Below are 21051 nucleotides of genomic sequence, written 5' to 3' on the forward strand. Positions count from 1 at the left end.
TTTTTACACTACCAAGTCGTTTTTTAGTTCACAATACCTTCAGTAGGAAAGGTGGCACCCGGAATCGAACCGGGGATAGAGGCTTTGCAGGCCTCGGCCTTACCGCTTGGCTATGCCACCAAAGGGGAGGATGAGAATCCTTAGTGTAAGCGAAAGAAGATTTTATGGTAAGCGAGAAGTGCGCATAATTCTAGAGACTAGGGAAATCTTAGTCGTTTTTGAGAGATGCAATTGCATTTTAGTTCTCTTAAAAAAGAGGTTATGTAATCAACCTAATAAGGGTACTTGCATTCTTGTCTGCATTTTAAATATAGTACTTTTTAGTGTAGGTCCATCCTTCTGGTAGGGAGTTCAGACTTTCTAAAACCATAGATGCTGTAGGCAAAATTATATGCGAGCTATGTTGCTTGAAGATTGGGTCTCTCTGATGCTATCAGATGTCTCTTGTCCGAAGTGTGATAAAAAAATTACAGGATTTGCTATAGATAGCCAGCAAGTGCAGCCTGGGGATCTATTTTTTGCCCTTCCTGGAAATGCAACAGACGGTCATCAATTTTTAAAACATGCCGCAACCGCAGGAGCTGTTGCCGCCGTGGTTTCCCATGACTACCAAGGAGATAGCTTTGGTCTAGAATTGATCCGTGTTGATGATACGAAATCTGCTTTGCAAGAAGCAGGATCCAATCAATGCAATTTATTCCAAGGCACCCTTGTTGGAATCACAGGATCTGTAGGGAAAACAACAACCAAAGAATTCTCAAAAACAATCCTAAGCTCCATCTATAAAACTCACGCAAGCCCTAAAAGTTATAATTCACAGTTGACGGTACCTTTAAGCCTCTTGATGGCGGAAGGGGACGAAGATGTGATGATTTTAGAGATGGGGGTCTCTGAACCAGGAAATATGCAAGATCTCCTTCGGATCGTCCAGCCAGAGATCGCAGTGATCACGCATATTAATGACCAACATGCGATGCATTTCCCCCAAGGCATCCAAGAGATCCTAAAAGAAAAAAGCTATATTCTACAAAAAAGTAAACTACAACTGCTCCCCAAAGATTCTCCATATTACCTAGATTTAAGGTCCTGTTCTCCTACTGCCGAAAAATTTTCTTTTTCTTTTAACGATCCCCTTGCAGATTTCTGCTACAAGGCAATTAGTGGAGACTCTGTAGTCATCCAAACTCCTGAAGAAAATTATTGTCTTCCGATAGCTTTTTCTTACAAGCCCGCATATACCAACTTATTAATTGCTGTAGCACTCTCTTGGATCTTAGAAGTTCCAGAAGAGGGAGTGATACGCTCTCTACCTGAACTGAAGTTGCCTCCTATGCGCTTTGAACATAGCATGAGAAATGGAATGCAGGTCATCAACGATGCATACAATGCATGTCCAGAAGCTATGATCGCTGCTCTCGATGCTCTACCTTTACCAAGTGATGGAGGGAAAATCATCTTAATTTTAGGCCATATGGCTGAATTAGGCAGGTATTCAGAAGAAGGACATGCTTTAGTAGCTGAAAAAGCAGCTTCTCGAGGAGATATGATATTTTTTATTGGGGAAAAGTGGATCCCAGTTCAAAGTGTTTTAAAAAGCTATTCTTGTGAAGTGAGCTTTTTCTCCTCAGCTCAAGATGTTAAAGACATTTTGAAGCAAGTGGCACGCTATGGGGACGTGATTCTACTGAAAGGTTCTCGTGCCCTCGCTCTCGAATCCTTATTAGCTTGTTTTTAATTTCTTAGGAGCAAGTATGATCCCCTTAATTCCAATGTTTCTAAAACAGTCTCTATTTTTTTCTTTGGCTTTGACAGGGATGACCACCCTTGTGCTTACAGTAGCTCTGGGTGTTCCTGTAATGAAATGGCTGAAAAGAAAAAATTATCGTGATTACATCCACAAAGAATACTGTGAGAAACTTGAAATGCTTCACAAAGATAAAGCCGAGGTTCCTACGGGAGGAGGAGTCTTACTTTTTATCTCGTTAATTGCTTCTTTACTTGTTTGGTTGCCTTGGGGAAAATTTTCAACATGGTTCTTTATTATACTCCTGACATGTTATGCAGGTCTGGGTTGGTATGATGATAGAATAAAAATTAAACGGAAACAGGGACATGGACTGAAGGCAAAGCATAAGTTCATGGTCCAAATTGCCATTGCAGCTTTTACACTCATTGCTCTTCCTTACATTTACGGAAGTACCGAACCCTTATGGACTCTCAAGATCCCTTTTATGGAAGGGATGCTTTCTCTTCCCTTTTGGCTAGGAAAAGTCTTTTGCTTAGGACTCGCTCTTGTCGCTATTATAGGGACAAGCAATGCAGTAAATCTTACCGATGGTTTGGATGGACTTGCTGCAGGAACCATGTCCTTTGCTGCTCTGGGCTTTATTTTCGTAGCTCTAAGAAGTTCTACAATTCCTATAGCTCAAGATGTGGCTTATGTTTTAGCTGCTCTTGTAGGGGCTTGTATCGGATTCTTATGGTATAATGGTTTCCCGGCCCAGCTCTTCATGGGAGATACCGGGTCACTACTTCTAGGGGGCCTGCTAGGGAGCTGCGCTGTTATGCTGCGCGCAGAATGCATCCTAGTCGTGATCGGAGGAGTTTTTGTTGCTGAAGCGGGATCTGTCATTCTACAAGTACTTAGTTGTAGATTAAGGAAAAAACGCCTTTTCTTATGCTCTCCATTGCATCACCATTATGAATATCAGGGCCTCCCAGAGACTAAAATCGTCATGCGCTTTTGGATCTTTAGTTTTGTATGCGCAGGTCTAGGTATAGCGGCTGTCTTATGGAGATAGATATGTGTCAGCGCATTCTTATTTTAGGGACTGGAATCACAGGAAAGTCGGTAGCAAGGTTTTTATATCAGCAAGGACACTATCTCATAGGAGCAGACAATTCTTTAGAATCTCTGATATCGGTAGACCATTTGCATGATAGGCTACTCATGGGAGCTAGCGAGTTTCCTGAGAATATCGACCTTGTGATCCGCTCTCCAGGAATCAAACCGTATCATCCGTGGGTAGAACAAGCAGTATCTCTTAAGATTCCTGTCGTTACTGATATCCAAGTTGCTTTGAAAACACCAGAATTTCAAAGATATCCCTCCTTTGGCATCACAGGGTCTAATGGCAAGACAACAACGACATTATTTCTTACCCATCTCTTAAATACTTTAGGGATCCCTGCTATAGCTATGGGCAATATCGGCTTGCCTATACTAGACCACATGGGACAACCAGGAGTTCGTGTTGTAGAAATCAGCTCATTTCAGCTAGCAACCCAAGAGGAACATATCCCAGCACTTTCTGGATCTGTGTTTTTGAACTTTTCTCGTAACCACCTGGACTATCATCGCAACTTAGATGCCTATTTTGATGCTAAACTTCGCATCCAAAAATGCTTGCGTCAGGACAAAACATTTTGGGTGTGGGAGGAGTGTTCCTTGGGGAATTCTTATCAAATTTACTCTGAAGAAATTGAGGAGATTTTAGATAAAGGGGATGCATTAAAACCAATATACTTGCATGATAGGGATAACTATTGCGCAGCTTATGCTTTGGCTAATGAAGTTGGTTGGGTCTCTCCAGAAGGTTTTCTGAAGGCAATTCGGACATTTGAAAAACCTGCCCATAGACTAGAGTACCTTGGGAAAAAAGATGGCGTGCACTATATTAATGATAGCAAAGCCACAACCGTGACAGCAGTAGAAAAGGCTCTTATGGCTGTAGGGAAAGATGTTATTGTTATTTTGGGTGGCAAAGATAAAGGTGGAGATTTCCCTGCCTTAGCTTCTGTATTGTCCCAGACAACCAAACATGTCATTGCTATGGGTGAGTGTCGACAGACAATAGCAGATGCCTTATCAGAAAAGATTCCTTTGACGCTCTCTAAAGATTTACAAGAAGCGGTGTCCATAGCTCAAACTATAGCACAAGAGGGAGATACTGTGTTATTGTCTCCAGGATGCGCAAGCTTTGATCAGTTTCAAAGTTTTAAAGAACGCGGAGCTTACTTTAAGCTGTTGATCAGAGAAATGCAGGCAGTGAGGTAAATATGAATCGTAGAGACATGGTAATAACAGCTGTCGTAGTGAATGCTATATTGCTTGTGGCTCTTTTCGTCACATCAAAGCGTATTGGCGTCAAGGACTATGACGAGGGATTCCGTAATTTTGCTTCTAGCAAGGTTACACAAGCAGTAGTTTCAGAAGAAAAAGTCATAGAAAAGCCTGTAGTCGCAGAAGTGCCTAGCCGTCCTATCGCTAAAGAGACTCTAGCTGCACAGTTTATTGAAAGTAAGCCGGTTATTGTAACCACACCACCCGTGCCTGTTGTTAGCGAAACCCCAGAAGTGCCTACTGTGGCAGTTCCGCCTCAGCCTGTTCGTGAGACAGTAAAAGAGGAACAAGCTCCTTATGCTACTGTTGTAGTGAAAAAAGGAGATTTTCTCGAACGCATTGCGAGAGCAAATCATACTACCGTTGCAAAATTGATGCAGATCAATGATCTTACCACCACCCAACTTAAAATTGGTCAGGTCATCAAAGTCCCTACGTCTCAAGATGTCAGCAACGAAAAAACTCCTCAAACACAGACCGCAAACCCTGAAAATTATTATATCGTCCAAGAAGGGGATAGCCCGTGGACAATAGCATTGCGTAACCATATTCGATTGGATGATTTGCTAAAAATGAATGATCTCGATGAATATAAAGCCCGGCGCCTTAAGCCTGGAGATCAGTTGCGCATACGTTGATCTAAGCAGTCCCTTAGCATGAAATGGTTTGTTATTTCCTGTTTATTAGGAATCTTTTCTCTAGGGCTGATTATGGTTTTTGATACTTCTTCAGCAGAAGTATTAGACCGCTCTTTAGAATGTAGTACACATAAAGCTCTCATCCGCCAGGTGACCTATCTTATCCTTGGCTTGGGAGTCGCATCGCTTCTCTACATGATGGAATGGAGAGATTTCTTAAAAATCAGTCCTGTGTTGCTTTCAGGAGCTGCCCTAGCCTTAATCTGTGTGTTTATTCCAGGATTAGGGATATGCCGTAATGGGGCAAGACGTTGGTTGGGGTTCGGTCAGCTAACGATTCAACCTTCGGAATTTGTCAAGTACCTCGTCCCTATAGTCGCTCTATATTTCCTTACATTCTCTTCCCTCTATCAGAAACAACTGAAAATGTTTCTTAAACTTACAGCAATTTTATTTATTCCGATTCTTTTGATTGCTATAGAACCCGATAACGGATCTGCTGCTGTAATTTCAGCATCCCTGATTCCTGTGTTTATCATGACCTCAGTGCGCCTCCGCTACTGGCTTCTACCACTTCTGTGCGTCCTCATAGCTGGAGGAGCCCTTGCTTATAGAATGCCCTATGTTCGCTACCGCTTAAACGTCTACCTTCATCCTGAACTCGACATCAAAGGAAGAGGACATCAGCCGTATCAAGCCAAAATTGCCGCAGGATCTGGAAAGCTACTAGGAAAAGGTCCTGGAGCTAGCCTTCAGAAGCTTACCTACCTCCCAGAAGCCCAAAATGACTATATTGCCGCAATCTACGCTGAGGAGTTCGGATTTTTAGGTATGCTCGTCCTCATACTTTTGTATATGTGCTTTGTTTACGGAGGGTATGCAATCGCTATAAAAGCATCATCACTAGAAGGTGCTGCTTTGGCAATGGTCATTACTTTGATTATTAGCATGCAAGCATTTATGAATTTAGGAGTCGTTTCAGGCCTGCTTCCTAGTAAAGGAGTCAACCTTCCTTTTTTTAGCCAAGGAGGGTCCTCTCTTATCGCAAATATGTGTGGAGTCACGTTGTTATTGAAGGTATATGATGAAGAAAATTCGAAAAGTAGCCTTGGCTGTAGGAGGTTCAGGAGGCCACATTGTCCCAGCTCTCTCGGTAAAGGAAGCTTTTTCTCGTGAAGGAATAGACGTATTACTACTAGGGAAAGGTCTCAAGAACCATCCTTCTTTGCAACAGGGAATCAGCTATCGGGAAATCCCCTCAGGACTTCCTACAGTCCTTAATCCCATAAAGATCATGAGCAGGACCCTTTCTCTATGTTCAGGATACCTGAAAGCAAGAAAGGAACTTAAAATTTTTGACCCTGACCTGGTCATAGGATTTGGGAGCTACCACTCTCTTCCCGTGTTGCTCGCAGGACTGTCCCATAAAATTCCCTTATTTCTACACGAACAAAATCTAGTTCCTGGAAAAGTAAATCAATTGTTTTCCCGCTATGCTCGAGGTATTGGAGTGAATTTCTCCCCCGTTACTAAACACTTCCGCTGCCCCGCAGAAGAGGTCTTCCTTCCTAAACGAAGCTTCTCCTTAGGAAGCCCTATGATGAAGCGATGTACAAATCATACCCCTACAATCTGTGTTGTTGGAGGTTCTCAGGGAGCACAGATATTAAATACTTGTGTTCCCCAAGCTCTTGTCAAGCTAGTCAATAAGTACCCAAATATGTACGTCCATCATATTGTAGGACCTAAAAGTGATGTTATGAAGGTGCAACATGTTTACAATCGTGGAGAGGTCCTCTGCTGTGTGAAGCCGTTCGAAGAGCAACTCCTAGATGTCTTGCTTGCCGCAGATTTGGTCATCAGTAGGGCAGGAGCCACAATTTTAGAAGAAATTCTTTGGGCAAAAGTTCCCGGAATTTTAATTCCCTATCCAGGAGCTTATGGACATCAGGAAGTTAATGCTAAATTCTTTGTAGACGTCTTAGAAGGGGGAACTATGATCCTAGAAAAAGAATTAACAGAGAAGCTATTAGTAGAAAAAGTAACGTTTGCTTTAGACTCCCATAACAGAGAAAAACAACGCAATTCCCTAGCGGCGTATAGTCAGCAAAGGTCAACAAAAACATTCCATGCATTCATTTGTGAATGCTTATAGGTTCATTATATGAAGGGAACTCCTCAGTATCATTTTATCGGTATCGGTGGTATAGGAATGAGCGCTTTAGCTCATATTTTGCTTGATCGTGGCTATGAGGTCTCTGGAAGCGACTTATATGAAAGCTATACGATCGAAAGCCTGAAAGCTAAAGGTGCGAGGTGTTTCTCAGGCCATGATTCCTCCCATGTTCCTCATGATGCCGTCGTTGTTTATAGCTCAAGTATAGCCCCTGATAATGTAGAGTATCTTACCGCTATTCAAAGATCATCACGTCTTCTTCATAGAGCAGAGCTCTTGAGTCAGCTTATGGAGGGTTATGAAAGCATTCTGGTTTCAGGAAGCCATGGGAAGACAGGGACCTCATCTCTAATTCGAGCGATTTTCCAGGAAGCTCAGAAAGATCCCTCCTATGCTATTGGAGGACTCGCTGCAAACTGCCTGAATGGGTATTCTGGATCATCGAAAATCTTCGTTGCCGAAGCCGATGAAAGTGATGGGTCTTTAAAGCACTACACTCCCCGTGCAGTAGTCATTACAAATATAGATAATGAACATTTGAATAATTACGCTGGGAATCTTGATAACCTGGTTCAGGTAATCCAGGACTTCTCTAGAAAAGTAACAGATCTCAATAAGGTATTCTATAACGGGGATTGTCCTATTTTGAAAGGAAATGTCCAAGGGATTTCTTATGGATATTCACCAGAATGTCAATTGCATATCGTTTCCTATAATCAAAAGGCATGGCAATCTCACTTTTCCTTTACCTTTTTAGGCCAGGAGTATCAAGACATTGAGCTCAATCTCCCTGGACAACATAACGCTGCAAATGCAGCAGCAGCCTGTGGAGTTGCTCTTACCTTTGGCATAGACATAAACATCATTCGAAAAGCTCTCAAAAAATTCTCGGGAGTTCATCGACGTCTAGAAAGAAAAAATATATCCGAAAGCTTTCTTTTCTTAGAAGATTATGCTCATCATCCTGTAGAGGTTGCACATACCCTGCGCTCTGTGCGTGATGCTGTGGGTTTGCGAAGAGTCATCGCAATTTTTCAACCACATCGATTCTCTCGTTTAGAAGAGTGCTTACAAACCTTCCCCAAAGCTTTCCAAGAAGCTGATGAAGTCATACTTACAGATGTCTATAGTGCCGGAGAAAGTCCTAGAGAGTCTATCATTCTTTCCGACCTTGCGGAACAGATTCGTAAGTCTTCTTATGTCCATTGTTGTTATGTTCCCCATGGAGACATCGTAGATTATCTACGAAACTACATTCGCATTCATGATGTCTGTGTTTCTCTAGGAGCTGGAAATATCTATACTATTGGAGAGGCTTTAAAAGACTTTAACCCTAAAAAATTATCCATAGGACTCGTCTGTGGAGGGAAATCTTGCGAACACGATATTTCTCTACTTTCTGCTCAACATGTCTCTAAATATATTTCTCCTGAATTCTATGATGTGAGTTACTTCATCATAAATCGTCAGGGCTTATGGAGAACAGGAAAGGATTTTCCTCATCTTATTGAAGAGACTCAAGGGGATTCGCCACTTTCTTCTGAAATCGCTTCAGCTTTAGCAAAAGTCGACTGTTTGTTTCCCGTGCTCCATGGCCCATTTGGAGAGGATGGTACGATCCAGGGATTTTTTGAAATCTTAGGAAAACCTTATGCCGGACCCTCACCATCTTTAGCAGCAACTGCAATGGATAAGCTGTTAACAAAACGAATTGCATCAGCAGTGGGTGTTCCTGTAGTCCCTTACCAACCTTTAAATCTCTGTTTCTGGAAACGCAATCCAGAACTATGTATTCAGAATCTTATAGAGACATTTTCTTTCCCTATGATTGTAAAAACTGCACATTTGGGATCTAGTATTGGGATATTTTTAGTCCGTGATAAAGAGGAATTACAAGAAAAGATCTCAGAAGCATTTCTATATGACACGGATGTGTTTGTGGAGGAAAGTCGCTTAGGGTCTCGTGAAATCGAAGTGTCCTGTATCGGCCATTCTTCTAGCTGGTATTGTATGGCAGGGCCTAATGAACGCTGTGGTGCTAGTGGGTTTATTGATTATCAAGAGAAATATGGATTTGATGGCATAGATTGCGCAAAGATCTCTTTTGATTTACAGCTCTCACAAGAATCTTTAGATTGTGTTAGAGAACTTGCAGAGCGTGTCTACCGAGCAATGCAAGGAAAAGGTTCAGCTCGAATAGATTTTTTCTTGGATGAAGAGGGGAATTATTGGTTGTCAGAGGTCAATCCTATTCCAGGAATGACAGCAGCTAGCCCATTTTTACAAGCTTTTGTTCACGCAGGATGGACGCAAGAACAAATTGTAGATCACTTTATTATAGATGCTCTACATAAGTTTGATAAGCAGCAGACTATCGAACAGGCATTCACTAAAGAACAAGATTTAGTTAAAAGATAATAAAAAAACTAGAGATCTTTTTATTAAAATCTCTAGTTTTTACATGTAAACAAAAGCAGACGAATAACTACGATTAATGGTGGTTACTACATTCGCAAGAATGATGCATATTGCCTTCTTCTTGTTCTTCTTGATTAAGATCTTCGTCGTAATGACAGTGTCCACTGCAGCAGGTGTCAGACTCGCCGAAAGTATCTTCAGTAGAGTTAGAAGAGTCATTATCACAGATGTAATCTTGATCAGCAATCACATCAGTTCCATTTTCAGGCTGAACCAAATCTATCTGCACTTTCTTTTTTAATCTAGAACATACACGTCTAAGAATCGTTCTTAGCGCATGTATTGTGTTCCCTCTTCTTCCAATAATTTTCCCAATATCCTCTGCTGCGACACGAATTTCTAACTTAATAGATTCGTTATCCTCGTCTTCAATAGAACGAATTTCAACAGCTTCAGGATTAGTAACTAAATTCTTAACAATATATGCTACAAACTCTTCCATAAAGTCCAAATTAAATTGAGATATAGAAAGAAAAAAACATAACTCTATGTTTTTAAAGTTCCTGAAGAAAGGATAGATATTCAAAATGAAAAAGTCAATGTCTAATCTGAAAGCGGAGGCTTCTCTGGATAGCTGAGAATCGTTAACCAATTCAAGTACCTCGGATCCCCATTTTCAATAGGAAATAGTAAGACTTCAGGAACCTCATAGCCAGAGAACTCCTGAATAGCAAGACAAATTTCCGAGAAGCGTATGTCTATCGATTTGATTTGTATATGATGTTCTTCAGACTCACATAGCTTGCCTTCCCATAGATATGTCGATGTGCCTTTAGGGAATACATGCACACAGGAAGCAAGACGCTCTGTAATCAGATGTCTAGCTAAGGAGCGAGCACTTTCCTCCGAAGGGAAAGATGTAAGAATAAGAACAGCAGTCATAGAGCTTTTAATAATAAGAAATTTGGAAAACGCAAATCATAGACATATTGTTTTTCGCTCTCGATTACAGGACTTTTTTTCATGTGCTTATACAGGTCTAAGGCACGATCTAAGGTCTTAATTGGAAGTCTTAACAGACTGCCTGAAGAGAGCGTCACTATAATTTCTCCAGGGTATGCATCAGATAAAGATAAATCAATGATTTTCGGAGACTCCATAGCAAGCTCCTTAAGAAGAATCTTGGTAAAAAGCATTTTTTCTTTAGGGAGTTTTTGCATTTTTAAATCTTCTTGAGAGAAAAAAATCTGAGGGAGATTCAGAGAGGGGAAGTACGGTTGACCAAGAAAGCAGCTCCCCTCGAGATTGCATAACGTATTAGATCGGTTCCCAACATAAGCAATAGGTGTTTGTAAGGTATAGAAAATTGTAATGCCCTTATTATCAGGAGATTTTTCTATAACTAAAGAGGAAAAAATCCCAAGAGCATGCAAGCTCGACTCAGCTTCTTTAATAGAGAATTCATGGAGATATGTAGGTGCATCCGCAGAAAGACGTAAATGTTCTGCAATCGCAGTAGGAGGGACTTTGGATAGAGTGGAGGAAACTAAAAATAGGTTCCTAATGGGAGAAGGATTGAATTTAGATAAAGACAGTTCAGGGAGAAATAACCAACAAAATGTAGGAACACAAACAAGGGAACTCAAAACGATCAGGATCGAAGCATAACATAAAGAGTATTGAGGACCCGGAGGGAAAAGCGTTTTGAAAAAACGTCTTATCATGAGCTCATTGTTTTTTATTATGATCATAAATAATATCGCTAATATTTACGAGATTCCTCTTGGAGAGATTACTGATGAATTTATCAGCTAAAGAATACGGAGATATCATTGTTATTTATTTACAAGGATCTTTAGATGCCGTCTCAGTGCCTAGTGTTCAAGAGTATTTAGAGCAGTTTATACAGAAGAAACATCTTAAAATTGCTCTGAATTTTACAGATGTCTCGTATATCAGTAGCGCAGGGATTCGTCTACTGCTGTCTAATTTTAAATTGGTTCAGAGCTTGGGAGGAAAAATGTGCCTATGCTGTGTCAAAGAGAGTGTAACCGAAGTCATGCGGATTGCAGGTTTAGACCAATTGATCTTGCTCTGCCAGTCTGAACAGGAATGTTTAAGTAAGTTATAGTTTCTCTATATGCTTCCTTTTGAATTCGAGTTTAATACAACTTCTTCTCCTGAATGCGACGTATGCCTTGATCCTCAGAAGTTATTTGTAAAGCTATTTAAGCGTACGATCGTCTTGCTTTCAGGACCTACAGGATCTGGGAAAACTGATGTTTCTTTAGCATTAGCCCCCATGATTGATGGAGAGATCGTCTCAGTGGATTCTATGCAAGTATACCAAGGCATGGATATCGGAACTGCAAAAGTATCTCTAAAAGCTAGACAAGAGATTCCTCACCATTTAATTGACATCCGACATGTTCAAGAGCCGTTTAATGTTGTGGATTTTTATTATGAAGCAATTCAAGCATGCCAAAACATTTTATCAAGAAATAAAGTTCCTATTTTAGTTGGTGGCTCAGGGTTTTATTTTCATGCCTTTCTTTCAGGTCCTCCTAAAGGTCCCGCGGCAGATCCTCAGATACGAGAACAGCTTGAAGCGATAGCAGAAGAACACGGGGTTTCTGCTCTTTATGAGGACCTACTTCTTAAAGATCCAGAATATGCTCAAACAATCACTAAGAATGATAAAAATAAAATCATTCGAGGATTGGAAATTATCCAACTTACAGGAAAAAAAGTTAGCGATCATGAATGGGATATCGTTCCCAAAGCTTCAAGAGAGTATTGTTGTCGTGCCTGGTTTCTTTCCCCTGAAACAGAATTTTTGAAAAATAATATTCAAATGCGTTGCGAAGCTATGCTGCAAGAAGGGCTGCTAGAGGAAGTCAGGGGATTATTGAACCAGGGAATAAGGGAAAACCCTTCAGCATTCAAGGCCATTGGATATCGAGAATGGATAGAATTCCTTGATAACGGAGAGAAATTAGAAGAGTACGAGGAGACAAAAAGAAAATTTGTATCCAATAGTTGGCATTATACTAAAAAACAAAAAACATGGTTTAAACGTTATTCGATATTTCGAGAACTTCCGACATTAGGCCTCTCTTCGGACGCAATTGCTCAGAAGATAGCTAAAGACTACTTACTGTACAGCTGATGTGTTGATAAAAGGTATTTCTCTCCACAGGAATGAAACCTTCAGATCGAATGATATTACAGATTTCTTCTTCAGAGCTCTGTATCGACCATCCTGTAGCTTTATGCACGCTTTCGTCTAAAATAACCCCTCCAAAATCATCAGCTCCGTAATGGAGAGCTTTCGCTCCTAAGCTTTTACCCTCGCCAAACCATGAGGCTGCTACGTGATCAAAATTATCCAGAAAGATTCTGCCCAAAGCTAAAATGCGGTAATAGGTTTCAATAGAAGCTTGTTGAGGAACGTTACGTCTTAGGGCCGTATTCCCAGGTTTATAACTCCAGGGGATAAAACTATAAAAGCCAGGGCAGCTATCTTGAGCATCACGGAGTGTTTGAAGATGTATAAGGATATCTTCTGGGTTCTCCACATGCCCAAACATCATTGTTGCTGTTGTGCGAAAGCCCATGAGATGGGCTAACTTATGTAGATTGATCCAGCCCCCAGGCTGCATTTTTTTTGGAGAGATGATTTTTCTAACTCTCTCTGAAAGAATCTCAGCCCCGCCCCCAGGGATGGTACGTTGCCCCGCATCCCATAACCTTTGGAGACCTTGCTCAATACTGATGCCAGAGACCCGGCAAGCATGTTCGATTTCTACTGCAGAAAAGAAATGAGGATGGATGGAAGGAAATTCTTGAACAGTAATGCGTACGAGTTCTTCAAGATAATCGATGCCTAACCCCGGGTGCACACCACCTTGCAGTAAAACAGTTTTGACTCCTGAACTTACATAACGTTGTAATAGGCTGCGAACTTCATCAAAAGATAATAGATAAGCGTCGGGAGATTTAGGCTTTCTGTAGAACGCACAAAACGTACAATCTATTTTACAAATATTAGTATAGTTTGGATTGGCATCCAAAACATAAGTAACTTCATTTGAAGGATATCGTTCTTTACGAATCGCGTCCGCACGCTCTTGTAATCTCTCGATAGGGGACGAAACAAATAGCTCTAATCCTTCTTCAAATGAAATTCTTTTACATAAATTCATAAAATAATTGACGTTAAAGATTGCTAGCAGCAGACTTTAAGTTTTAACAATTTTATTTGTCAAGCCCCACACCTAAGTTGTTATTATGGATAATTCAGACAACAGCTTTCATACTTTGGAAACGGAGCAGGGATCGTTTTTAAACGATGAATTAGCAGTCGAAGAAGTGGCGTCTACAGAAAGCACAGAAATTTCTGATGCGACATTATGTTTCGCTGATGAGATTCAAGAGCTCCCCTCCCCAGAAAAGAAAGTTGCTTTTATCTTGAATAAGATGAGGGAAGCCTTAACAGGATCATCTCAAGGCTCAGACTTAAGGTTGTTTTGGGATTTAAGGAAGCAATGCCTCCCCTTATTTAATGAAATCGAAGATACCGCGAAACGGGCAGATCATTGGCGTTGTTATATCGAGTTGACTAAGGAAGGCCGTCATCTCAAGGGTCTTCAGGATGAAGAAGGGTCTTTTGTCGTTGGTCAGATTGATTTGGCAATCACATGTCTAGAAAAAGATATTCTTAAGTTCCAAGAAGGAACAGAAGATAAAATTTTCAAAGATAGAGAAGATAATTTCTTAGAAAGCCAAGCTCTAGATAAACATCAGGCTTTTTATAAGCAGCATCATACCTCATTGCTATGGTTAAGTAGTTTTTCTTCAAAAATCATAGATCTCCGCAAGGAACTGATAAATGTTGGGATGCGGATGCGGTTGAAGAGTAAATTTTTTCAACGTCTCTCTAATTTAGGAAATCAGGTGTTTCCTAAACGAAAGGAACTGATCGAAAAAGTAAGTCAAACATTTGCAGAAGATGTTGATGCATTTGTCGCTAAATATTTTATTGGATCCGATAAAGAAACATTGAAAAAAACGGTTTTTTTTTTAAGAAAAGAAATCAAAAACCTTCAACACGCAGCAAAAAGACTTTTTGTCTCATCGCATGTTTTTGCTGAAACACGATTGAAACTCAGTAAGTGCTGGGATCAGCTCAAGGGGATGGAAAAAGAAATTCGCCAAGAGCAAGGCCGCTTACGTGTTGTATCTGCTGAAAATTCAAAAGAAGTTCGCCAGATGTTAGCTGAGGTCTCTTCTCTTCTTATTGAGGGAAATGATCTGAGTAAAGTTCGTAAAGACTTGGAGGGCATTTCTAAGAAAATTCGAGCTCTTGATCTTACGCACGATGATGTCATCTCTTTGAAAAAAGAAATGCAACAATTATTTGATCAATTACGAGAGAAACAAGACGCGGCAGAGCATTCCTATCAAGAGCAATTAGCTAAAGATAAACAAGTCAAGAAAGAAGCGGCTCGCTCTCTTGCTGAGCGCATCACAACATTCTCAAAAACTTGCTCCGAAGGGAACATTACTTCCGAATCTCGAGAAGAATGGCAGACATTGAAAGAGCTCTTAGGTAAAATGTCTTTTTTACCTCCTCCTGAAAAAATTTCTTTAGATAATCAACTCAATCTTGCTCTTCAAACTATTGTTAACTTCTTTGAAGAACAACTTCTCTCTTCTCCAGATTCTCGAGAAAAGCTTGTGAATATGCGCCAAGTATTGAAGCAAAGACGAGAGCGTCGTCAAGAACTTAAAGATAAATTAGAGCAGGACAAAAAATTATTAGGGTCTTCAGGATTAGATTTTGATCGGGCCATGCAGTATAGTGCTCTAGTTGAAGAAGACAAGCGTGCTCTTGAAGAATTGGATGCAAGTATTTTAGAATTGAAGCAACAGATTCAGCAATTGCTATGAGAAGAAACTGTATATATGCTTTTGATTTAGACGGAACCTTATTGAAGGGGAATAGCAGCTGGAGTTTTTATTGCTACGGCTTACTTCAAGGTTTGTTTTCCTATAAAACGTTGCCCCCCTGCATTTACCGCTTTTTTAGATTTAAGTTTTTTTTTGGGATCTTCCATCCTTCTATTATTCGATAGTAACTCGTCTACTCTCTTCTGTTCCCTGTGATGATCTTTATGAAGTTGCCTTGAATTTTGTATCGACTCTGACCGGCTCCGATTTTTATGCTCCTGTTTTAGAAAAACTAGAAGAAGCTTTTGCAGATACCACAGGACAGGTGATCCTTTTTTCTTCTTCTCCAGACTTTATTGTCCACCCCATAGCGCAGCAACTCGGGATTAGTTCTTGGTATGCGTCGTGTTATCGCGATCAGTCTGCAGAACAGACGATCTATAAAAAATGTCTTACAGGGGATAAAAAAGCGCAAATTTTGAGTTATATTAAAAAAATTAATCAAGCAAGAAGCCATACCTTCTCCGACCATATTTTAGATCTTCCTTTTCTTATGCTGGGAGAAGAGAAAACCGTCGTTCGCCCTCAGGGACGACTCAAGAAAATGGCAAAAAAATATTACTGGAATATCGTTTAATTCCATTTAAAAAAAAGCTCGACCTTATCTTGGATAATCGAGTATCCTAAAGCTGGTTTTATGGATTCATTTTGTTTTGATCTATTGAAAGTAGCTGCTAAAGCTATTGACGACAAAAAAGGGAATAATCTGGTTGTTCTAGATGTTAGAACAATTTCGGAATTTACCGATTATTTTGTTTTTGTTGAAGGTAGTGTGAATGTGCATGTTAAGGCTTTAGCAAATACTATCGTAGAAGAGTTAAAAAAGCAGAAAGTTAGTCCTCTTCATGTGGAGGGGATAACGGATGGTAATTGGGTGGTGATAGATTACGGATTTATCGTCGTCCATGTATTTGTCTCTGAAATTCGTGGAAAATATCGTTTAGAAGAGCTATGGAAGGACGGATTTATTGTCACATCCAAGCTTTTAGCTTCTTAATGGAGTAAGGGTCTACATGAGTAAAAAACGCGTAGTTGTTACAGGATTCGGTGTTGTATCTTGCCTCGGTAATGAAGTAGATACCTTTTACGATAATCTTCTTGCCGGTGTCAGCGGCGTACGGCCAATTACATCCTTTCCTTGTGAGGATTATGCCACTCGTTTTGCCGGCTGGATCCCAGAATTCAATCCCGAGCCTTATGTAGATAAAAAGCAAGCACGTCGTGTCGACCCCTTTATTACCTATGCCATGGTAGCTGCTAAGAAAGCGATCGCTATGTCACGTTGGGATAAAGACCATCTGCCTTCCGATCCCGTGCGTTGTGGAGTGATTGTCGGCTCTGGAATGGGTGGGCTCTCTACCCTAGACCAAGGGATGGAAAGACTCTTAGTTATTCATAAAAAATTATCTCCCTTCTTTATTCCTTATATCATTACAAATATGGCCCCAGCACTTATTGCTATGGACTTTGGTTTGATGGGCCCCAATTATTCTATATCAACTGCATGTGCTACAGGAAATTATTGTATTGATGCCGCCTACCAACATTTAGTATCTGGGCGCGCTGATATGATCATCTGTGGTGGTACGGAAGCTGCAGTGAACCGTATTGGTTTAGAGGGTTTTATTGCTAATCGTGCTCTCTCTGAGAGAAACGATGCTCCAGATCAAGCTTCACGTCCTTGGGATAGAGATCGTGATGGCTTTGTCTTAGGAGAAGGAGCAGGAATTCTTGTTTTAGAAACCCTAGAGAGTGCTCTACGTCGCGATGCTCCTATTTTTGCTGAGATGTTAGGAAGCTATGTTACATGCGATGCCTTCCATATTACCGCTCCTAGAGATGACGGTGAGGGGATTACTGCATGCGTGCTTGGTGCTTTAAATTCCGCAGGAATTCCTAAAGAACGTGTCAACTATGTGAATGCTCACGGAACGTCGACTCCATTAGGGGATCTTTCTGAAGTTCTAGCTGTTAAAAAGGCTTTTGGCTCCCATGTACGAAATCTCCGCATGAACTCCACTAAATCATTGATAGGGCATTGTCTTGGAGCTGCTGGAGGTGTTGAAGCCGTCGTTGCAATTCAAGCTATCCTTACGGGAAAGCTTCATCCTACGATTAATTTGGATAACCCTATCGCAGAAATTGAAGACTTTGATGTAGTTGCAAATAAAGCTCAAGACTGGGATATTGATGTAGCGATGTCCAACTCATTTGGTTTTGGTGGACATAATTCAACGATATTATTCTCGAGGTATGTACCCTAGTTATGATGAAGACAAAATATGAGTATTCTTTTGGTGTTATTCCTATAAAATTTTTTGGCACCCCCGATAAGAACACATTAAAAGCTTGTTTTATTTGCCATACTCGAGGAAAACATTGGGGATTCCCTAAAGGGCATTCTGAAGATAAGGAAGGTCCTCAAGAGGCTGCAGAGAGAGAATTGGTAGAAGAAACCGGACTAAGTGTTGTTAATTTCTTCCCTAAAGTTCTTATCGAACAGTATTCGTTTAATAATGAAGAACAAGTCTTCGTTCGCAAAGAAGTCACCTATTTTCTTGCTGAAGTTCGTGGTGACATCCATGCAGATCCTATGGAAATTTGCGATAGTCAATGGTTATCTTTGCAAGAAGGACTCCGCTTATTAAGTTTTCCTGAGCTACGAGATCTTACCGTAGAAGCAGATAAATTTATTAATAACTATCTTTTCTCTTCTTGATTTTCAAGGAGAGGGAACCCCTCTCCTTAGACATTAATTCACTTCAGCAGTGTCTCCAATATAGGATAAGTAATCCTCGTGAGCGAGCTGTATCACCTTTTGTGCTTCCTTCTTCCCGTAAATCCCCACGATTTCAATTTTTGCAGGGCTACCTTTAATTAAATGATTGGGAGTCGCTTTATATGTTAGGAAATAGTGTTGGATCATATCTAATACTGTGCCTGGACAGTCTGAAATATCTTCGATCTCAGCAAAGACTAAATCGTCCTCTAAAACAGCAATAATCTTATCATCAGCTTCTCCAGAATCAATGATGCGAAGACCTCCTATAGGACGTGCTTGAAGTAAAATATTTCCATGATGGATATTTTTTTCTGTAAGAACACAGACATCCAGAGGGTCTTTATCACCTTGGATTCCTTCGCGACGTGTTTGTTCCCCGCTATAGTTCCCAGAAGCAGTGCCACAGTATGTTTGAGGCAGTAAACCATAAAGGCAGGGACAAAAGTTAGAAAATTTTTGAGGTCTGTCTACTTTGAGCAAGCCTGTAGCCTTGTCTAATTCAAATTTTACAGAGTCATAAGGAGTAATTTCTATATAACAACACAGGGACTCATAATTATCCTGGGTTAATGTAGGGCTGTGCCAAGGATGTGCAACATATAATGGTTTTTTAGACATAAGTAACTCTCAATATAAAATTTCCTATACAATCGGGTTTAGTGAATTTAGACTAACACGGAGAAAGTTTTAAGAGAAGTGTCTGCTCAGGCCTAATTGACTTTTAATTAAAAGTAGTCAATAATTTTATTTTCTAATTAAACCTCACTAATTTATGAAATACTCACTGAACTTTAAAGAGATCAAAATAGATGATTATGAGCGTGTTATTGAAGTCACATGTTCAAAAGTTCGTCTTCATGCAATTATTGCTATTCATCAAACGGCAGTAGGACCCGCCTTAGGTGGAGTGCGAGCCTCTCTATATTCTTCTTTTGAGGATGCGTGCACAGACGCTCTTCGCTTGGCTCGGGGGATGACCTACAAGGCAATCATTAGTAATACAGGAACAGGCGGGGGGAAAAGTGTTATTATTCTTCCCCAGGATGCTCCTTCCCTCACTGAAGACATGCTGAGGGCTTTTGGCCAGGCTGTGAATGCTTTAGAGGGGACCTACATCTGTGCTGAAGATCTTGGTGTATCTATAAATGATATTTCTATCGTTGCTGAAGAAACTCCTTATGTGTGTGGGATCGCTGATGTTAGTGGAGATCCTTCTATATACACCGCACATGGCGGATTTTTATGCATAAAAGAAACCGCTAAGTATCTTTGGGGATCTTCCTCTCTTAGAGGGAAAAAAATTGCGATTCAGGGAATAGGCTCTGTAGGACGACGTCTATTACAATCGTTGTTTTTTGAAGGCGCCGAACTTTATGTTGCTGATGTTTTAGAAAGAGCCGTTCAGGATGCTGCAAGGCTCTATGGGGCTACGATTGTTCCTACAGAAGAGATTCATGCATTGGAATGTGATATTTTCTCTCCTTGTGCTCGTGGGAACGTGATTCGTAAAGATAATCTTGCAGATTTAAATTGTAAGGCGATTGTAGGTGTCGCAAATAACCAACTTGAAGATAGCTCAGCTGGAATGATGCTCCACGAACGGGGAATTCTTTATGGTCCCGACTATTTAGTGAATGCTGGGGGATTGCTTAATGTGGCCGCAGCAATAGAAGGAAGAGTCTATGCTCCTAAAGAAGTGCTTCTTAAAGTAGAAGAGCTTCCTATAGTTCTAAGTAAGCTATACAATCAAAGTAAAACTACAGGAAAAGACCTTGTAGCTTTATCAGATTCCTTCGTGGAAGACAAGCTCTTGGCCTATACGTCATAGAGCAATAAGCTTATCCGTGGGGACAACATTGAGTTGGTTTTGTAACGCTGCTAATGTTGTCTCATGGGTTTCCTGGTCTCCAGAAGCAAGAATCACTGCGTGATTATTTAAGACCAAACTTTCTTTTCTATATTCTAAAGGGGCTCCTAAAGCATCCGTGACTCTACCCCCAGCTTCTTCAACGAGGAAGGCTCCAGGTACGTGATCCCAAGCACGAGCGGGAGAATCAATAAAAGGGTAGCGAATGAAAAAATCTACGGCGCCTTCAGCAACTAAAGCATACTTATATTGGCTTTCTACACGACGAGGACTCGGAGTGTTGGGGAGACCCAGGCTTAGCTTACGTGTTGCATGATGCTGTTGATTCAATGCAGCTAACGAAGCCTCACAGAATTGTTTTGTTTGTTTTCTATCAGCATAAACAAAGCGTCTATCTAGATTTTGAGAATGAACAATAGAAAGACCATGACCTTTAGCTGCTGAATATAGTTTAAATGTCTGATTATAGGCAGGGCATGCCATGACCGACAAAATCGGTCGATACTCATAAATTAGTGATATAGCAACGGCAAAAGCACGATGTCTGATAAAACCTGCAGTACCATCAATAGGGTCGACAAGCCAAAATAAAGAAGTCGGAGATGGAGGAGGGACCAGGGTAGAAATTAAGTCATCTCTTGAGACTGAAGAAGTTAACAGGCGTGTAAATTTTAAGATTTCAGGGATTTTTTCGTTGTCTTGATCAGGATATAGAGTTTCTTCTCCAATAAAAGGAATATTGGGAAAGGCTTTTGCAAGCTGTTGTTTTAGATAATATTGACTGCCGTAATCAGCAGCGGTGATAAAAGAACCATCGGATTTTTCCCAAAAAGGAACCAAACGGTGCTCGCTTCGATAGTTTAGTAGTTGTGTAGTGATTTCCGTAACTACAGACTCAACGATGTTCTGATAGTTAGGCAACTCGGAGTGCATAGAATTTTCCTCAAGTATCTAGATAAGAATGTTAGCAAAAGTTAGGATTATGTTAAACTTCGGGAGTAGCACTATAATAGATAGCATAGTGCTTACAAAAAA

Annotated in this window: 21 protein-coding genes and 1 tRNA gene; 15 read left to right on the forward strand and 7 right to left on the reverse strand. The window is 40.6% G+C overall.

All coding sequences use genetic code 11. The features are described 5' to 3' along the window. Positions 1 to 49: 49 nt before the first annotated feature. Positions 50 to 120, reverse strand: a tRNA-Cys gene (locus tag CPB_RS04650). 271 nt (positions 121 to 391) lie between these two features. On the opposite strand from CPB_RS04650, the gene CPB_RS04655 reads away from it, so the two are divergent. Genes CPB_RS04655 through CPB_RS04685 form a run of 7 tightly spaced genes read left to right on the forward strand, consistent with a single transcriptional unit; the run spans position 392 to position 9355 of the window. Continuing rightward, the gene (locus CPB_RS04655; RefSeq protein WP_010883534.1) at positions 392 to 1735 is read left to right on the forward strand and encodes a UDP-N-acetylmuramoyl-tripeptide--D-alanyl-D-alanine ligase; all 1344 of its coding nucleotides are present in this window, start codon (positions 392 to 394) and stop codon (positions 1733 to 1735) included. Positions 1736 to 1769: 34 nt separating this feature from the next. Continuing rightward, positions 1770 to 2801 (forward strand): phospho-N-acetylmuramoyl-pentapeptide-transferase, encoded by a 1032-nt coding sequence (gene mraY, locus CPB_RS04660; RefSeq protein WP_404987436.1) that lies wholly within the window; start codon positions 1770 to 1772, stop codon positions 2799 to 2801. A 2-nt stretch (positions 2802 to 2803) separates the two neighbouring features. After that, positions 2804 to 4057, forward strand: coding sequence for a UDP-N-acetylmuramoyl-L-alanine--D-glutamate ligase (murD, locus tag CPB_RS04665; protein WP_010883536.1), 1254 nt, complete (start codon positions 2804 to 2806; stop codon positions 4055 to 4057). Positions 4058 to 4059: 2 nt separating this feature from the next. Then, entirely contained in the window at positions 4060 to 4761 is a 702-nt protein-coding gene (locus tag CPB_RS04670) for a LysM peptidoglycan-binding domain-containing protein (protein WP_010883537.1), read from the forward strand. Between the two features lie 18 nt (positions 4762 to 4779). Next, positions 4780 to 5937: a putative lipid II flippase FtsW gene (gene ftsW / locus CPB_RS04675; protein ID WP_010883538.1), complete on the forward strand. Its 1158-nt coding sequence runs from the start codon at positions 4780 to 4782 to the stop codon at positions 5935 to 5937. After that, positions 5843 to 6916, forward strand: coding sequence for an undecaprenyldiphospho-muramoylpentapeptide beta-N-acetylglucosaminyltransferase (murG, locus tag CPB_RS04680; protein WP_010883539.1), 1074 nt, complete (start codon positions 5843 to 5845; stop codon positions 6914 to 6916). Before ftsW ends, murG begins: the two co-directional genes overlap by 95 nt. A 9-nt stretch (positions 6917 to 6925) precedes the next feature. Continuing rightward, positions 6926 to 9355, forward strand: coding sequence for a bifunctional UDP-N-acetylmuramate--L-alanine ligase/D-alanine--D-alanine ligase (locus tag CPB_RS04685; RefSeq protein ID WP_011126249.1), 2430 nt, complete (start codon positions 6926 to 6928; stop codon positions 9353 to 9355). Positions 9356 to 9428: 73 nt separating this feature from the next. Here the strand turns inward: CPB_RS04685 and CPB_RS04690 are convergent, their stop codons facing one another. From CPB_RS04690 to CPB_RS04700, 3 genes are all read right to left on the reverse strand, one after another. Next, on the reverse strand, positions 9429 to 9857 hold the full coding sequence (locus CPB_RS04690) for a KH domain-containing protein (protein WP_010883541.1): 429 nt from the start codon (positions 9855 to 9857) through the stop codon (positions 9429 to 9431). A gap of 101 nt (positions 9858 to 9958) precedes the next feature. Beyond that, positions 9959 to 10297 (reverse strand): divalent-cation tolerance protein CutA, encoded by a 339-nt coding sequence (cutA, locus tag CPB_RS04695; protein WP_010883542.1) that lies wholly within the window; start codon positions 10295 to 10297, stop codon positions 9959 to 9961. Continuing rightward, positions 10294 to 11079 (reverse strand): hypothetical protein, encoded by a 786-nt coding sequence (locus tag CPB_RS04700; RefSeq protein ID WP_010892231.1) that lies wholly within the window; start codon positions 11077 to 11079, stop codon positions 10294 to 10296. The genes cutA and CPB_RS04700 overlap by 4 nt, the downstream gene beginning before the upstream one ends. Positions 11080 to 11153: 74 nt before the next feature. Between CPB_RS04700 and CPB_RS04705 the strand changes: the two genes are divergently transcribed. Both CPB_RS04705 and miaA read left to right on the forward strand, forming a co-directional pair. Beyond that, positions 11154 to 11486, forward strand: a complete 333-nt coding sequence (locus CPB_RS04705; protein WP_010883544.1) for an STAS domain-containing protein — start codon at positions 11154 to 11156, stop codon at positions 11484 to 11486. Positions 11487 to 11495: 9 nt separating this feature from the next. Further along, positions 11496 to 12524, forward strand: coding sequence for a tRNA (adenosine(37)-N6)-dimethylallyltransferase MiaA (gene miaA, locus CPB_RS04710; protein WP_010883545.1), 1029 nt, complete (start codon positions 11496 to 11498; stop codon positions 12522 to 12524). Here the strand turns inward: miaA and mqnC are convergent. After that, positions 12499 to 13560 (reverse strand): cyclic dehypoxanthinyl futalosine synthase, encoded by a 1062-nt coding sequence (gene mqnC / locus CPB_RS04715; protein WP_010883546.1) that lies wholly within the window; start codon positions 13558 to 13560, stop codon positions 12499 to 12501. The genes miaA and mqnC overlap by 26 nt on opposite strands. Before the next feature lie 85 nt (positions 13561 to 13645). Between mqnC and CPB_RS04720 the strand changes: the two genes are divergently transcribed. The 5 genes from CPB_RS04720 to CPB_RS04745 all read left to right on the forward strand — a co-directional run bounded on the left by CPB_RS04720 (position 13646) and on the right by CPB_RS04745 (position 18086). Next, positions 13646 to 15307, forward strand: a complete 1662-nt coding sequence (locus tag CPB_RS04720) for a hypothetical protein (RefSeq protein ID WP_011126252.1) — start codon at positions 13646 to 13648, stop codon at positions 15305 to 15307. A gap of 235 nt (positions 15308 to 15542) precedes the next feature. Beyond that, positions 15543 to 15944 carry an HAD family phosphatase gene (locus CPB_RS04730; RefSeq protein ID WP_010883549.1) on the forward strand — a complete coding sequence of 134 codons (402 nt, stop codon included), beginning with the start codon at positions 15543 to 15545 and terminating at the stop codon, positions 15942 to 15944. 60 nt (positions 15945 to 16004) lie between these two features. Continuing rightward, on the forward strand, positions 16005 to 16364 hold the full coding sequence (gene rsfS, locus CPB_RS04735) for a ribosome silencing factor (protein WP_010883550.1): 360 nt from the start codon (positions 16005 to 16007) through the stop codon (positions 16362 to 16364). A gap of 16 nt (positions 16365 to 16380) precedes the next feature. Next, positions 16381 to 17631, forward strand: a complete 1251-nt coding sequence (fabF, locus tag CPB_RS04740) for a beta-ketoacyl-ACP synthase II (protein WP_010883551.1) — start codon at positions 16381 to 16383, stop codon at positions 17629 to 17631. A gap of 2 nt (positions 17632 to 17633) precedes the next feature. Continuing rightward, positions 17634 to 18086 (forward strand): bis(5'-nucleosyl)-tetraphosphatase, encoded by a 453-nt coding sequence (locus tag CPB_RS04745; RefSeq protein WP_010883552.1) that lies wholly within the window; start codon positions 17634 to 17636, stop codon positions 18084 to 18086. Between the two features lie 33 nt (positions 18087 to 18119). Here CPB_RS04745 and CPB_RS04750 read toward each other — a convergent pair whose 3' ends face one another. After that, complete coding sequence (locus tag CPB_RS04750; RefSeq protein WP_010883553.1) at positions 18120 to 18767, reverse strand: inorganic pyrophosphatase; 648 nt, start codon at positions 18765 to 18767, stop codon at positions 18120 to 18122. Positions 18768 to 18921: 154 nt separating this feature from the next. On the opposite strand from CPB_RS04750, the gene CPB_RS04755 reads away from it, so the two are divergent. Beyond that, complete coding sequence (locus CPB_RS04755) at positions 18922 to 19977, forward strand: Glu/Leu/Phe/Val dehydrogenase family protein (RefSeq protein WP_010883554.1); 1056 nt, start codon at positions 18922 to 18924, stop codon at positions 19975 to 19977. Here CPB_RS04755 and CPB_RS04760 read toward each other — a convergent pair. Further along, on the reverse strand, positions 19972 to 20949 hold the full coding sequence (locus CPB_RS04760; protein WP_010883555.1) for an inositol monophosphatase family protein: 978 nt from the start codon (positions 20947 to 20949) through the stop codon (positions 19972 to 19974). The two genes, CPB_RS04755 and CPB_RS04760, sit on opposite strands and share 6 nt — an antisense overlap. Positions 20950 to 21051 lie beyond the last annotated feature (102 nt).

The organism is Chlamydia pneumoniae TW-183, assembly GCF_000007205.1.
Taxonomy (GTDB): Bacteria; Chlamydiota; Chlamydiia; order Chlamydiales; family Chlamydiaceae; genus Chlamydia; species Chlamydia pneumoniae.